This window comes from Mycobacterium sp. SMC-8, assembly GCF_025263565.1.
Taxonomy (GTDB): Bacteria; Actinomycetota; Actinomycetes; order Mycobacteriales; family Mycobacteriaceae; genus Mycobacterium.
This window is the reverse complement of sequence record NZ_CP079865.1, coordinates 2,590,231-2,603,461: the sequence shown is the minus strand read 5'-3', so window position 1 is coordinate 2,603,461 and position 13,231 is coordinate 2,590,231. Positions and strand designations below refer to the sequence as shown.

The following is a 13,231-nucleotide window of genomic DNA, read 5'->3' as shown; positions in this document are numbered from 1 at the left end:
ACCATGCTCGAGATCAGCCTGATGACCTGGGCGGCAACCATCGGCCTCATCGTCGCGTTGCTGGCGGTCGACCTCGTTCTCGCGGCAGTGCGGCCGCACCGGGTGGGCTTCCGGGAGGCCACTGCATGGTCGGTGTTCTACATCCTGGTGGCCATCGGGTTCGGGGTGTGGTTCGCGATGACCTACGGCGGCGACTTCGGCACCCAGTACTTCGCCGGCTACGTCGTCGAAAAGAGCCTGTCGGTCGACAACCTGTTCGTGTTCGTGATCATCATGGCCACCTTCGCGGCGCCCGAGGAGCATCAGCACAAGGTGCTGACCTTCGGCATCATCCTGGCGCTGATCATGCGGGCCATCTTCATCGCGCTCGGCGCGACCCTGCTGTCGCTGTTCTCGTTCATGTTCCTGATCTTCGGGCTGTTGCTGATCTTCACCGCGATTCAGCTGTTCCGGCATCGCGACGAGGACCCCGACGTCGAGAACAACATCATGATCCGGGCCACCCGGCGGTTCATCCCGATCAGCGAGGAGTACGACGGCGGCAAGCTGTTCACCCGGGCCAACGGACGCCGGGTGGCGACTCCGCTGCTGGCGGTGCTCATCGCGATCGGCAGCGTCGACCTGCTCTTCGCGCTGGACTCGATCCCCGCAGTCTTCGGCGTCACCAGCGAGCCCTACATCGTGTTCGCCGCGAACGCGTTCGCCCTGCTGGGTCTGCGGGCGTTGTTCTTCTTGGTCAAGGGGCTGCTCGACAGGCTGGTGTACCTCTCGACCGGGCTGTCGATCATCCTGGCGTTCATCGGTGTCAAGCTGGTGCTGCACTGGGCGCATGTGGACATCAACCCGAGCATCCCGGAGGTCGACACCTACCTCAGCCTGGTGGTCATCGTGGTGATCCTGACCATCGTCACCGTCGCCAGCCTGATCAAGACCCGCAAAGACCCGACCGCCAAGGCGCATCCCGGTTCGCTGCGCGCCACGCGGCGGGACGCGGAGAAGCCCGACAGCGTGCGAAGACGAGCCGGGTGAGCCTCGTCAGGCGTTGTGTCCGCTGAGCACGTCACGCAGCCGATCGCGCCCGTACCAGCGCCGCTGTGAGTCACTGCTGGCCGCCGGCGATGACAACCCTCGTACCGTCTTGATTGCGCCGCGTAATCTGTTGCTGATCAAGGCTTTCCAGAAGCGGCACCGCGATCCGGCGGGTGGTCTGCAATGCGCGTTTGGCTTCGGCGACGGTGAACGGCTGCGGCAGTGTGGCCAGCACATCGGCGGCTCGGACGTGCGCGCGGGGTCCGAGCACCACGCCGTCGGCGATCTTGGCCAGCCGCCCGGCGCGCACCGCGGCGCCGAGTTCTTTCGGTCCCAGTCGCAGCTCGGCGAGTTCGTCGGCTTCGGGTGCGCGGAACGGCTCCGCGGCCAGCCGCTCCTCGATCACCCGAACCGCCTTGTCGACCCGTTCGGGCAGCGTCACCCCCGGTCGGCGCACCCGCCCGTCGGCCGGCACCAAACCGCTGTTCTCGAGCAGCGGCGCCAACAACTCCACCGACGGCAGGTCGAGTTCCCGGCGCAGAGCCTCCATCGGCATACCGGCGGCGATGTCGTGCTCGGCCGACCACGCCGTCACCGCCGCGGTCAACTGTCTGCGCCGCCCGGACCACCACCGCGCGTCGGCCACCCACTCGCCCACGGTCACGCCGTGCACGTCGAAACCCATGGCGCGCAATAGGTCCGACCGTTCGCACACCGGCGGCGCGACCCGCCCGGTCGCGAGTTCGGCGGCCCGCGCGCGGGCGTCGCCGCGACGGCGCAACGCAGGCGGTCGCACGTCGAGCACCTCGACGCCTGCCGCGATGCGGTGCTCGCCCGGATCGCGCAGCAGCCCGATGTCCCCGATACGCAGCGGCAGCGGCCGGCTCAGCCGCAGCCGGGCGCCGGTCTCGCCCAGCGGCCGCACCCGCACCGGCACCGCGGCCGAGCCGATGTGCAGCACCAGCTGCTCGTGCAGCTTCCCGGCGGTCCGCAGCCCGACGTCGATCTCGCCGGTCTCCAGCCATGCGCCGGGCGTGCGCACGGTGTCGCCGCGCCCGATGCCGCGGCGGTCCACCCCGCGCAGGTTCACCGCGACCCGGGCTACCGCCCCCACCTCGGCGCGGTCGCGTTCCAGCGTTTGCAGGCCGCGCACCGTCACCCGCCGGCCGGCGTGCTCCAGTTCGTCGCCGACGCGCAGCGTGCCCGCCGCCAGCGTGCCGGTGACGACCGTGCCGACCCCACGCACGGTGAACGAGCGGTCCACCCAGAGCCGGACGTCGGCCTCCCGGTCCGGCGGGGGCAACGCGTCGACCAGCGCGACAACCCGGGCGCGAACCTCGTCGAGGTCCCCGCCGTTCACCACCGGCGCATCGGGCAGCCGCTGCCGCACCTGAGCGGTCGCCGCACCCGGGTCGGCCAGGTCGGTCTTGCTGATCAACGCCAGCACGTGCCGCACACCGAGCGCCTGCAGCGCGGCCAGATGCTCCTCGGTCTGCGGCATCCAGCCTTCGGTCGCGGCGACCACCATCATCACCGCCGGCACCGGCCCGACCCCGGCGAGCATGTTCGCGACGAACCGCTCATGGCCGGGCACATCGACGAACGCGATGTCGCGCCCGTCGATCGTCGTCCACGCGAAGCCGAGGTCGATGGTCAGCCCGCGGCGCTGCTCCTCGGCCAATCGGTCCGGCCACATCCCGGTAAGCCGTTGCACCAGTGTGGATTTCCCGTGGTCGACGTGGCCCGCGGTCGCTATGACATGCATGCCCGCACCGCCTCCAGCAGCCGCGGGTCATCGTCCGCCGCGACCGTGCGCAGGTCGAGCAGGCAGCGGCCGTTCTCCAACCTGCCGACCACGGAGGGGTCACCGACGCGCAGGGCGGCGGCGCAGCACTCGGGCAGGCTGACCGCGAAGCTGGCCAGCTCGACTCCGGGCGCCCCGCCGCCACCGACCGCGGCGACACACGCGACGGCCTCAGCGCCCGGCAGCGCTGCGGCCAGGCCTTCGGCGCGCCGCCGCAGCACGTCCACGTCGACATCGAGCGCCTGCGCGACCGGCGCCGGTGGGCCGACGAGCGTCGCCTCCAGTGCGGCCAGCGTCAGCTTGTCGACGCGCAACGCCCGCGCTGCGGGATGACGACGCAGCCGCTCGATCAGCTCGCTCGCGCCGAACAGCAGACCGGCCTGCGGACCGCCGAGCAGCTTGTCGCCGCTGGCGGTGACCAGATCCGCGCCGTCGCGCAGCACGGTCGTGGCGTCGGGCTCGTCGGGCATCAGCGGGTGCGGAGCCAGCAGCCCTGAGCCGATGTCGACCACCAGCGGCACCGGGCCGTCGTCACGTTCGCCGTGGCACAGTCCGGCAAGCTCACGCACCGACACCCCCGAGGTGAACCCGCTGACCAGATAGTTCGACGGGTGCACCTTGAGCACGAAACCGGTGCCGGGGCCGATCGCGTCGGCGTAGTCGCGCACGTGGGTGCGGTTGGTGGTGCCGACCTCGCGGATGCGCGCACCCGTCGACTCCATCAGCGCGGGCAACCGGAAGCCGTCGCCGATCTCGATCAGCTCGCCGCGGCTGACGACGATCTCCCTGCCCGGCGCCAGGCTCAGCGCGGCCAGCAGCAGAGCGGCGGCGTTGTTGTTGACCACATGCACGCCCCGCGCGGTCGCCACGGCCGAAGCCAGCGCAGCGAGGGCGCCCCGGCCGCGCCGGGCCCGCCGGCCGGTGGCCAGGTCGAACTCGACGTCGGTGGCGCCGGCGGCGGTGACGATCGCGTCGACGGCGGCCTGCGACAGCGGTGCCCGCCCGAGGTTGGTGTGCACGACGACGCCGGTGGCGTTGATGACGGCGCGCAGGGTGGTGGCCCCGGCGGGCAGCGCGGCGACGGCATGGTCGGCGACGTCCTCAGGGCTGATGTCGCCGTCCCTGGCCCGCTGCTGCGCGTCGGCGATCACGCGCTTGACCAGGGTGCGGCCCAGCCGCTGCCCCGCCTCGGCCAGGCGCGGGTCGGCCAGCAGGGCGTCGGTGCGCGGCACCCGCCGCCGCGGGTCATCACCCATGGCGGAGGCGGACGGGAATCGAACCCGCCAGCGACAGCAACTGCCGCTCACCGATTTTGAAGATCGTGCCGGTCACCAGACCGGAAACGCCTCCCTGGCCCACCCGTCCATCATGACAGGGCAGGATGGACGCCATGGCTACCGCAGAGAGTTTCCGCCTGACGCAGTTCGCGCACGGCGGCGGATGCGCCTGCAAGATCCCGCCCGGCGAGCTCGAAGACGTGGTCCGCGGACTCACCGCGGCGACGCCGACGAACCCGGTCGGGGAACTGCTCGTCGGACTCGACGACGGCGACGACGCGGCCGCGGTGCGCATCGAGGGCGGCATCGCGCTGATCGCGACGACGGACTTCTTCACCCCGGTGGTCGACGACGCCTACGACTGGGGCCGGATCGCGGCGACCAACGCACTGTCGGACGTCTACGCGATGGGCGGGCGGCCGGTGGTGGCGGTGAACCTGCTCGGCTGGCCCCGCGGCACGCTGCCGTTCGAGCTGGCCGCCGAGACGCTGCGCGGCGGGCTCGAGGTGTGCGGCGTGGCGGGCTGTCATCTGGCCGGCGGGCACAGCGTCGACGACCCCGAACCCAAGTACGGTCTGGCCGTCACCGGAATCGCCGACCCGAATCGGTTGCTGCGCAACAATGCCGGCAAAGCCGGTGTGCCGCTGTCACTGACCAAGCCGCTCGGGATCGGCGTGCTCAACAGCAGGCACAAGAGCACCGGTGAGCGCTTCGATGAGGCGATCGCGGTGATGACGACCCTCAACTCCGGGGCCGCCGAGGCAGCGGTGTCGGCCGGTGTCGAATGTGCCACGGACGTCACGGGTTTCGGTCTGCTGGGCCACCTGCACAAGTTGGCCCGCGCCAGCGGTGTCACGGCGGTGCTCGAGTCGGCGGCGGTACCGTATCTCGACGGGGCGCGGGAGGCGCTGCGCGACGGCTACGTCAGCGGCGGCACCCGGCGCAACCTCGACTGGGTCGCCCCGCACACCGACCTGTCCGCGGTCGGCGAGGATGAGGCGCTGCTGCTGGCCGACGCCCAGACCTCCGGCGGGCTGCTGATCGCCGGCGAGATCCCGGGCGCGCCGGTGATCGGCGAACTCGTCGCGCGCGGCGACCACACCATCGTCGTCCGGTAGGCGGTGTGGCATCGTGGACGCTGGATGAGTCTGGGGAGGTTGATCCGTGTCCGTTGACCAATCGTGTGCTGACGATGAACACGAGCGGGTGATCGCCGCCGTCCATGACGAGGTCGCCCGCTGGGGCATCGATCGCTTCGATGTCGGCGCAATGGCGCACCGCCACGGGCTGGACATCGCGGCCATTCAGCAGCGGTGGCCGGATTCCGACACGCTGGTCTTGGAGGCGCTCGCACGGCGTCCGGGTGTCGAGCAGTCCCTGCCCGACACCGGTTCCTTGCGCACCGATTTGTTCGCGCTGGCCGTCGGGATGGCCGCGATGGTGACCTCCGACGCCGGCCGCAGATTGCACGGCGGGCATATGATCGCCGATTCCCATGTCGCCAGCGTCGAGGTTCGGCGGTCGGCGTGGCGATCCCGTGCAGACGGCCTTCGGGTGGTGTTCGAACGAGCCGGCCAGCGCGGGGAACTGCGCGACGGCATCGACCATTTCACCGCGCTGGAACTGTTGTTCGCACCGATCAACATGCGGGCGCTGTACACCGGCGAGCCTGTTGACGACGCATACTGCCGAACGGTCGCCGACCTGGTCTACCGCGCGGTGTCCGCCGCATGACCGGCGAGTTCCTCAAGGCGTTCTGACGCACCTGATCCCGGCACCGGGAGGTAGGCCACGATCTGCACCTCCGGCACATCGACGGGCGCGAGTTGGTGGTGCTCCAGCCTCAGCTCGCCGACCACCGGGTGGCGGAACCGCCGCTCGCGGGAGGTGAACCGCTCGATACTGGTGGCTCGCCACGCCGCCGCGAAGTGCTCACTGCCGGCCGACAACCGGGAGACCAGCGCCGTGTAGGACGCCTCCCCCACCCGCGGCCCGGCATCGGCGCGGAACTCGGCGAGGAAGCGCCGACTGTCGGATTCCCAGTCGGGCAACAGCTCTCGGATGTAGGGGTCCATGAACACCAGCCACAGCAGGTTGCGGTCGGCGACCGGCGCCTGCTCGATGTTCGGGTACAGCGCCGCGTACGCGGCGTTCCAGGCGGCGATCCCCCAGTCCGGGGTGATCGCGAACGCCGGATAGCCGTCCAGCGCGTCGAGGAACCGCTGGATCTGCGGCGGCAGCGGGCCGTCGGACACCGCCGGGTCCACCACGTAGCCACCCAGGGCCAGCACGTACTCGTGTTCGGCGGCCGAGAGCCGCAGGGTTTTCGCGACCGCGTCGAGCACCTGCTTGGACGGGTTGATGTCGCGGCCCTGCTCCAGCCACGTGTACCAGGTGACGCTGACCCCGGCCTGCACCGCGACCTCCTCGCGGCGCAGCCCGCCGGTGCGCGAGCGCGGCAGGTCGGGAAGTCCGAGGTCGGCGCGGGACACGGCGGTGCGGCGGGCACGCAGGAACTCGCCGAGGGCGTGGCGTTGCTGCGTGCGTCTGTCCACGCCTTCCGAGAGTATTCGACGGTGGTGGTGCCGCTACCAGTATCGGCACCGTCTTCCCGGCCTGCGGCGCGAAGCGGCAGCGTGGACGGTATGGAGCTGAGGTCACGGACGGTCACTCACGGACGCAACATGGCGGGGGCACGGTCACTGCTGCGCGCGGCGGGCGTGGACGGCGCCGACATCGGCAAGCCGATCGTCGCGGTCGCCAACAGCTTCACCGAGTTCGTGCCGGGCCACACCCATCTGCAGCCGGTGGGCCGCATCGTGTCCGAGGCGGTCAAGGCCGCGGGTGGCGTGCCGCGGGAGTTCAACACGATCGCCGTCGACGACGGTATCGCGATGGGCCACGGCGGCATGCTGTACTCGCTGCCGTCCCGGGAGCTGATCGCCGACTCCGTCGAGTACATGGTCAACGCGCACTGCGCTGACGCGCTGGTGTGTATCTCCAACTGCGACAAGATCACTCCGGGCATGCTGATGGCCGCACTGCGGCTGAACATCCCGACGGTGTTCGTCTCGGGCGGCCCGATGGAGGGCGGAACCGCGGTGCTGGTCGACGGCACGGTGCGGACCCGGCTCAACCTGATCTCGGCGATCGCCGACTCCGCCAGCGCCGAGGTGTCCGATCAGGACCTGGCGCGCATCGAGGAGTCCGCCTGCCCGACCTGCGGATCGTGTTCGGGCATGTTCACCGCGAACTCGATGAACTGCCTGACCGAGGCACTCGGCCTGGCGCTGCCGGGCAACGGCTCGGTGCTCGCCACCCACACCGCGCGGCGGCGGCTGTATGAGGACGCGGGCGCGACGGTGATGCAGTTGTGCCGCCGCTACTACGACGAGGACGACGTGAGCGTGCTGCCGCGCGCGATCGCCGACCGGAACGCGTTCGACAACGCGATGGCGATGGACATCGCGATGGGCGGGTCGACGAACACCATCCTGCATCTGCTGGCCGCGGCCCGCGAGGCCGAACTCGACTACACGCTGGAAGACATCGAGAAGCGCAGCCGGGCGATCCCGTGCCTGTGCAAGGTGGCGCCCAACGGGCACTACCTGATGGAGGACGTGCACCGTGCCGGCGGTATCCCGGCCATTCTCGGTGAGCTGTGGCGTGCCGGGCACCTGCACGAGACCGTGCACTCGGTGCATTCGCGCTCGCTGCCGGAGTGGTTGCGCCGCTGGGACATCCGCAGCGGACAGGCGAGTTCGGAAGCGCTCGAACTGTTCCACGCCGCGCCGGGCTGCGTGCGCTCGGCGTCGGCGTTCTCCCAGTCCGAACGCTGGGAGTCGCTGGACACCGACGCGGCCGAGGGCTGCATTCGCGATGTGCGCCACGCCTATTCGCAGGACGGCGGCCTGGCGGTGCTGCGCGGCAACCTGTCGGCGGACGGCTGCATCGTCAAGACCGCGGGAGTGGACGAGTCGATCCTGGCGTTCTCCGGGCCGGCCGTGGTGGTGGAGTCCCAGGAGGATGCGGTCGACGCGATCCTGTCGGGGCGGGTGCAGCCCGGCGACGTCGTGGTGATCCGCTACGAGGGACCCAAAGGCGGGCCGGGCATGCAGGAGATGCTGTATCCCACCTCGTTTTTGAAGGGCCGCGGGCTGGGAACGGTGTGCGCGCTGGTCACCGACGGCCGCTTCTCGGGAGGGTCGTCGGGTCTGTCGATCGGTCACGTGTCGCCCGAGGCAGCAGCCGGCGGCACGATCGCGCTGGTCACCGACGGTGATCCGATCACCATCGACATCCCGCACCGCACGATCGAACTCGACGTCGCCGACGCCGAATTGGCCCGTCGCCGTGCGGCGTTGGAGGCCGGCGGCGGATACCGGCCGAAGAACCGCGACCGGGTGGTGTCGGCGGCGTTGAGAGCCTATGCGGCGCTGGCATTGTCGGCGGACAAGGGCGCGGTGCGCGATGTGGACGCGGTGTGAGGCCACGACACGCGGTGCGCCGTCAGCCGCCTCACGACGGCACCCGCACCACCATCTCGATCTCGATCTGCAGATCCGGGCCCGCCAGTGCCTGCACGCCGATTCCGGTGAGGCTCGGTAGCGAGGTTCCGAAGAACTCGCCCAGCGCCGGGAACGCCTCCTCGAGCCGCTCCGGTGTCAGGTTCACGACGTAGATCCGCGCCATCGCGATGTCGTCGCGCGTGGCGCCGACGGACTCCAGACACACCTGCAGGTTGTCGGTCACCATCCGTGCCTGCTCGGCCAGCGAGGACGGCGGCGTCGGCCGGGCCGGGCTCCACGCCACCTGCCCGGAGAAGAACGCGAGCTTGCCTGCCTCCACCACGGTTCCCTGCGAGTGGTGGTTGGCGGTCGAGTCGAACAGCTGAGGTGGGTTGATGCGCTGAATCGGCTGGCTCACGGTGAGCTCCTCTCGGTGTCGTCGGTATTGTCCCGGACCTGGTCAGGGCGGGGCGAGCACGTGCCGCGCGGCGCCGGCCGCGGAGTTTGCGGCAGTACCTTGCCGGCAACCGCACAAGACTTCACGCCGACGCCGACTGACCGACACCGCCCCCACGAATGGACCCAGCCTGCAGTTTGCCCGACAAGTCATTTGTATTGGAAAGTTGGTCCAATATCTAAGGGCTTAACCGAAATCCGGTGATCCAGACGTTGTTATGGCAGTCTTTGGAGTATGTGCGGCTTCGCTGTACACCTGATCGGCGAGAAATAACCGCTTCCGGTTTTGGCGAATGGTCTTTGATAAGGGAAACTTACCTGGTGTCAAGGCCGGACAGCTCCGATAGTCTGCGGGAGCGCAAGAAGCGGCAGACACGTCTGGCGATACGCCGGGAGGCCTTCCGGCTGTTCGACAAGCAGGGCTTCGCGAACACCACTGTCGACCAGATCGCCGAAGCGGCCGACGTCTCGCCTCGGACCTTTTACCGGTATTTCCGGTTCAAAGAGGCCCTGCTGATATCGGACGACCAGAGCGCCCCCATCGTCGCGGCCTTTGCCGCCGCCCCGCGGGAGATGTCGGTCGTCGGCGCGTACCGGCACGCGGTGGAAGAGGTGTTCGGCAACCTGTCCGCCGACGAGTACGACGACGCCGTCACCGGGCAACGGCTGCTCTACCAGGTGCCCGAGGCGCGGGGTCTGATCTACACCGAATACGTCCAGCTGATCGACTCGATCGCCGAGGTTCTCGATGGCCGCCTCGGCCACGGCGCCGAACCTCTCGAGCGGCGGGTGATCGCCGGAGCCATCGTCGGGGTCCTCATCGCCATGTCGCACAACAATCCGCTGCCCCAGGAGGCGTTGTCGAAGGCGCTGACCATCCTGGACACCAAAATGTCGTGATTCAGCGCAATTCCTGTTCGATGTCAATGACTTATTTCGCAATCCTGGGAAACGTCGCCCCTGTTGGAGGGCGAGCCCGATGAGAGAAACTGGGAGAGTGTCAGCGCCGGTCCCGAGCCAGAGTTTGCGAGAGCGCAAGAAGCTCCGCACGCGCCTGGCTATTCGCCGGGAGGCTTTCCGCCTCTTCGATGAGCAGGGCTACACCAACACCACGGTGGAGCAGATTGCCGAGGCGGCCGAGGTCTCCCCGCGCACGTTCTACCGGTACTTCGGGGTCAAGGAGAGGCTGCTGCTCTCTGACGACAAGATCTCCCCGATCGTCGAGGCGTTCATCGCCGCGCCCACGGAACTGTCCATCGTGGCCGCCTACCGGCATGCCGTCGCCACCGTGTTCGGGCACCTGTCGCAGGAGGAACGCGACGACGTCCTCGCCGGCGAGCAGTTCATGTACGCGATCCCGGAAGCCCGCGGCCTCATCTACACCGAATACGTGCGGCTCATCGACCTCATCGCCGACGCGCTGACCGAGCGCCCCGAAGGGCCGGACGACGAGATGGAGCGGCGGGTGATCGCCGGAGCGATCGTCGGCGTACTGATCGCGGCGTCACACAACAACCCGTTCCCCGAGGAGGCTCTGGCGAAGTCGCTGGAAATCCTGGAACACCGGCTGAACTGACCGACCGCCGCAGACGGTTGACCTTGACGCGGCCAGATGAGCGATTCAAGATCAGCGGGTGAACGCCGAGTGACAGCGCAGAAGGCGCCGGCGTGTGTACAGTCTCCATCTCGCCGAGCGCGTTGGGCAGCCGTGAAAGAGAATGAGTTATGGACAGTTCCGAGTTGAGCATCGCGGCTTGGGATTTGGTGGAGCACTGCCAGACGGGGATGACTCCCACCGAGCGGAACACCGCGTATGTGCGTCTGGGGGTCGGTGACTACAACGACGCGATGGTCATCGCGCTGCAGTCGGCAGCCCGCGGCGACGAGCCGCTCCCCGGTCCACTGCTGGCCCGGCTCCTGACCCTGCAGCAGGTGTACTACTTCGATCGGGATCTCGCCGAGTTGCTCAGCACCGCTGCGCGGGCGTGACGCTCAGCTGGCGACGGCCTGCTCCTGGATCTTCTCCACCTCGACGAGGTTGTCGCCGTACACCCCGGCATTGCCCAGACCGCAGTGCCGGTCGGCGGTGATCGCGTTGACGGTGGTGCCCGAGGTCTTGCCCTGCCAGTGCCCGACGTTGGCCATCACCAGTCCGGGCATCAGGCCCGGTTCGTAGGCCGCCGGCCCCTGGAAGGAGCCACGGTCGTTGAAGACCCGCACGACGTCGCCTTCGGCGATGCCCCGCTCGGCCGCGTCGGCGGGGTGGATGAACACCTGCTGACCGCCCTGCACCTTCTGCTTGTCCGCGGCGTTGCCGTATTGGCTGTTGAGGAAGGCGTGCGGTTTCGGCGAGATGATCGACAGCGGATAACGTTCGGCCAGTTCCGGATTGGATTGCGGCGATTCGAACGGCGGCACGTAGTCGGGAACCGGGTCGACGTAGCCGCCCGGTTGCATGCCCTCATACATCGACCGCCAGACCGGGACGACGAAGTTGCCGCCCGCGGCGAGGCTGGACGTGAACTCGCACTTGCCTGACGGGGTCGGGAAGTTGCCCTCGGCGTGCGGCGCGCGGGTGTCGGGGGTGCCGACGGCCAAGCGCATCCAGCCGACCTCTTCGAGTTTCTCGTAGGTGATGCCGGCCAGGGCGGGGGCGTCCCAGTCGTGGAAGTCGATGAGCATCTCCCGGTCGGTGCGCTCCCAGTACGCCATGGACTCCTCGTCGAACTCCATGGTTCTGGCCAGTCGCCGGAACAGCTCCACGTTGGGCACGCACTCCCCGGGCGGCTCGATCGCGGGCTGGTTCAGCGAGATGTACAGGTGGCCCCAGGTCACCATGACGTCGAGTTGTTCGGCCTGCATGGTGGCCGGCAACAGCAGGTCGGCGAATTTCGCTGTGTCGGTGACGAAATGCTCGCTGACGACGGTGAACAGGTCTTCGCGCATCAGGCCGCGCATCGTCTTCTCCTGCGCGGGCCCCTGCGACACCGGGTTCGAGTTGTACACGAACAACGACTTGATCGGCGGGTCCAGGTCGAGCTCTCCGGTCAGCGCCATGCCGAGGTCGAGTTCGTTGACCACGCGGGTGCCCTCCGGGATCCACTCCGGCTTGCAGATCGCGTCGAACTTGGTGGGGAACTCCCAGATCGGCATCTCCATGGTGCCGCCGCCGACGTGCCGCCACGCACCGACCAGCGCGGGCAGACAGGTGATCGCCCGGATCGCCTGTCCGCCGCCGCGGCTGCGTTCCAGCGCGACACCCTGCCGGATCGCCGCGGGCTGCGTGGTGGCGTACTCGTAGGCCAGCCTGCGGACGTCGTCGGCGGGGATGCCGGTGATCTGCTCGACGCGTTCGGGCGGGTAGTTGGCGGCGCGGGCAGCGAGTTCCTCGTAGCCGACGGTGTATTTCTCGACGTACTCGGTGTCGACCAGCCCCTGCGCGATGATCTCACCGATCATGCCCATCGCCAGTGCGCCGTCGGTGCCGGGCCGGATCGGGATGTGCCAATCCGCCTGCCGCGCAGTGCGGTTGCGGACCGGGTCGATCACAACGATCTTGGCGCCGTTGTTCTTGCGCGCTTCCAGCAGGAAAGGCCAACCGTGCAGATTGGTGCTGGTCATGTTCATGCCCCACACGATGATGTACTTCGAGTGCGCCATCGATTCGACATCCAGGCCGCCGCTGCCGCCGACGGTCATGTGCCACGCGGTCGACGAGCCCGACTCGCAGTAGGTCTTCTCCGCGACGGTGGAGCCGAGCCGGTTGAAGAACGCGTCCCCGGACGTGAGCCCGTTGAGCACGCCCTGATGTCCGAGATAAGCGTGCGGCATGATCGCCTGGCTGCCGTACTCGTCGATGATCTGCGACCACCGCGCCTTGATCTCGGCGAGTGCCTCGTCCCAGGTGATGCGCTCGAACTCGCCGGCTCCCTTGGGGCCGACCCGGCGCATCGGGTACAGCAGACGGTCGGACTGGTAGTGGTGCTCGTGAAAGTTCTTGACCTTGACGCACAGACCGCCGCGCGTCATGGGATGGTTCGGATCACCCTGGACGTCAACGAGTTTGCCGTCTTCGACGTGGTAGAGCATGGCGCAGGTGTCGGGACAGTCATGCGGGCAGGCGCCACGCACGATCTTCAGTTCTTTCACGGTGGTGT

At 68.8% G+C, this 13,231-nt stretch carries 12 protein-coding genes and 1 tRNA gene; 7 read left to right on the top strand and 6 right to left on the bottom strand.

Features of this window, described 5'->3' with window-relative positions; genetic code table 11:
• Positions 1–3 precede the first annotated feature (3 nt).
• Entirely contained in the window at positions 4–1,029 is a 1,026-nt protein-coding gene (locus KXD97_RS12695) for a TerC family protein (protein WP_260757116.1), read from the top strand.
• Positions 1,030–1,099: 70 nt separating this feature from the next.
• Here KXD97_RS12695 and KXD97_RS12690 read toward each other — a convergent pair whose 3' ends face one another.
• The 3 genes from KXD97_RS12690 to KXD97_RS12680 all read right to left on the bottom strand — a co-directional run bounded on the left by KXD97_RS12690 (position 1,100) and on the right by KXD97_RS12680 (position 4,183).
• On the bottom strand, positions 1,100–2,794 hold the full coding sequence (locus KXD97_RS12690; RefSeq protein ID WP_260757115.1) for a selenocysteine-specific translation elongation factor: 1,695 nt from the start codon (positions 2,792–2,794) through the stop codon (positions 1,100–1,102).
• Complete coding sequence (selA, locus tag KXD97_RS12685; RefSeq protein WP_260757114.1) at positions 2,782–4,089, bottom strand: L-seryl-tRNA(Sec) selenium transferase; 1,308 nt, start codon at positions 4,087–4,089, stop codon at positions 2,782–2,784. The genes KXD97_RS12690 and selA overlap by 13 nt, the downstream gene beginning before the upstream one ends.
• Positions 4,089–4,183: transfer RNA gene (locus KXD97_RS12680), tRNA-Sec, on the bottom strand. Before KXD97_RS12680 ends, selA begins: the two co-directional genes overlap by 1 nt.
• A gap of 40 nt (positions 4,184–4,223) precedes the next feature.
• Between KXD97_RS12680 and selD the strand changes: the two genes are divergently transcribed.
• Together selD and KXD97_RS12670 are read left to right on the top strand one after the other, a co-directional pair.
• Positions 4,224–5,228, top strand: a complete 1,005-nt coding sequence (selD, locus tag KXD97_RS12675) for a selenide, water dikinase SelD (RefSeq protein WP_260757113.1) — start codon at positions 4,224–4,226, stop codon at positions 5,226–5,228.
• Positions 5,229–5,274: 46 nt separating this feature from the next.
• Entirely contained in the window at positions 5,275–5,844 is a 570-nt protein-coding gene (locus KXD97_RS12670) for a TetR-like C-terminal domain-containing protein (RefSeq protein WP_260757112.1), read from the top strand.
• On the opposite strand, the gene KXD97_RS12665 is transcribed toward KXD97_RS12670, so the two are convergent.
• Positions 5,820–6,665: a helix-turn-helix transcriptional regulator gene (locus KXD97_RS12665; protein WP_260757111.1), complete on the bottom strand. Its 846-nt coding sequence runs from the start codon at positions 6,663–6,665 to the stop codon at positions 5,820–5,822. The two genes, KXD97_RS12670 and KXD97_RS12665, sit on opposite strands and share 25 nt — an antisense overlap.
• 90 nt (positions 6,666–6,755) lie before the next feature.
• Between KXD97_RS12665 and ilvD the strand changes: the two genes are divergently transcribed.
• Positions 6,756–8,597, top strand: coding sequence for a dihydroxy-acid dehydratase (ilvD, locus tag KXD97_RS12660; RefSeq protein ID WP_260757110.1), 1,842 nt, complete (start codon positions 6,756–6,758; stop codon positions 8,595–8,597).
• A 31-nt stretch (positions 8,598–8,628) separates the two neighbouring features.
• Here ilvD and KXD97_RS12655 read toward each other — a convergent pair whose 3' ends face one another.
• Entirely contained in the window at positions 8,629–9,036 is a 408-nt protein-coding gene (locus KXD97_RS12655; protein WP_260757109.1) for a RidA family protein, read from the bottom strand.
• Positions 9,037–9,395: 359 nt separating this feature from the next.
• On the opposite strand from KXD97_RS12655, the gene KXD97_RS12650 reads away from it, so the two are divergent.
• The 3 genes from KXD97_RS12650 to KXD97_RS12640 all read left to right on the top strand — a co-directional run bounded on the left by KXD97_RS12650 (position 9,396) and on the right by KXD97_RS12640 (position 11,063).
• A complete protein-coding gene (locus KXD97_RS12650) occupies positions 9,396–9,974 on the top strand; it encodes a TetR/AcrR family transcriptional regulator (RefSeq protein ID WP_260757108.1) in 579 nt (192 codons plus the stop codon).
• Positions 9,975–10,071: 97 nt separating this feature from the next.
• Positions 10,072–10,650 carry a TetR/AcrR family transcriptional regulator gene (locus tag KXD97_RS12645; RefSeq protein WP_396885115.1) on the top strand — a complete coding sequence of 193 codons (579 nt, stop codon included), beginning with the start codon at positions 10,072–10,074 and terminating at the stop codon, positions 10,648–10,650.
• 164 nt (positions 10,651–10,814) lie between these two features.
• The gene (locus KXD97_RS12640; RefSeq protein ID WP_260757106.1) at positions 10,815–11,063 is read left to right on the top strand and encodes a hypothetical protein; all 249 of its coding nucleotides are present in this window, start codon (positions 10,815–10,817) and stop codon (positions 11,061–11,063) included.
• A 3-nt stretch (positions 11,064–11,066) separates the two neighbouring features.
• Here the strand turns inward: KXD97_RS12640 and KXD97_RS12635 are convergent, their stop codons facing one another.
• Entirely contained in the window at positions 11,067–13,223 is a 2,157-nt protein-coding gene (locus tag KXD97_RS12635) for a molybdopterin-dependent oxidoreductase (protein ID WP_260757105.1), read from the bottom strand.
• Positions 13,224–13,231 lie beyond the last annotated feature (8 nt).

What these genes read in the sequence shown, in the direction of transcription:
- KXD97_RS12695 (WP_260757116.1), top strand. Translation starts at nt 4, where the DNA reads ATGCTCGAGATCAGCCTGATGACCTGGGCGGCAACCATCGGCCTCATC.
- KXD97_RS12690 (WP_260757115.1), bottom strand. Translation starts at nt 2,794, where the DNA reads ATGCATGTCATAGCGACCGCGGGCCACGTCGACCACGGGAAATCCACA.
- selA (WP_260757114.1), bottom strand. Translation starts at nt 4,089, where the DNA reads ATGGGTGATGACCCGCGGCGGCGGGTGCCGCGCACCGACGCCCTGCTG.
- selD (WP_260757113.1), top strand. Translation starts at nt 4,224, where the DNA reads ATGGCTACCGCAGAGAGTTTCCGCCTGACGCAGTTCGCGCACGGCGGC.
- ilvD (WP_260757110.1), top strand. Translation starts at nt 6,756, where the DNA reads ATGGAGCTGAGGTCACGGACGGTCACTCACGGACGCAACATGGCGGGG.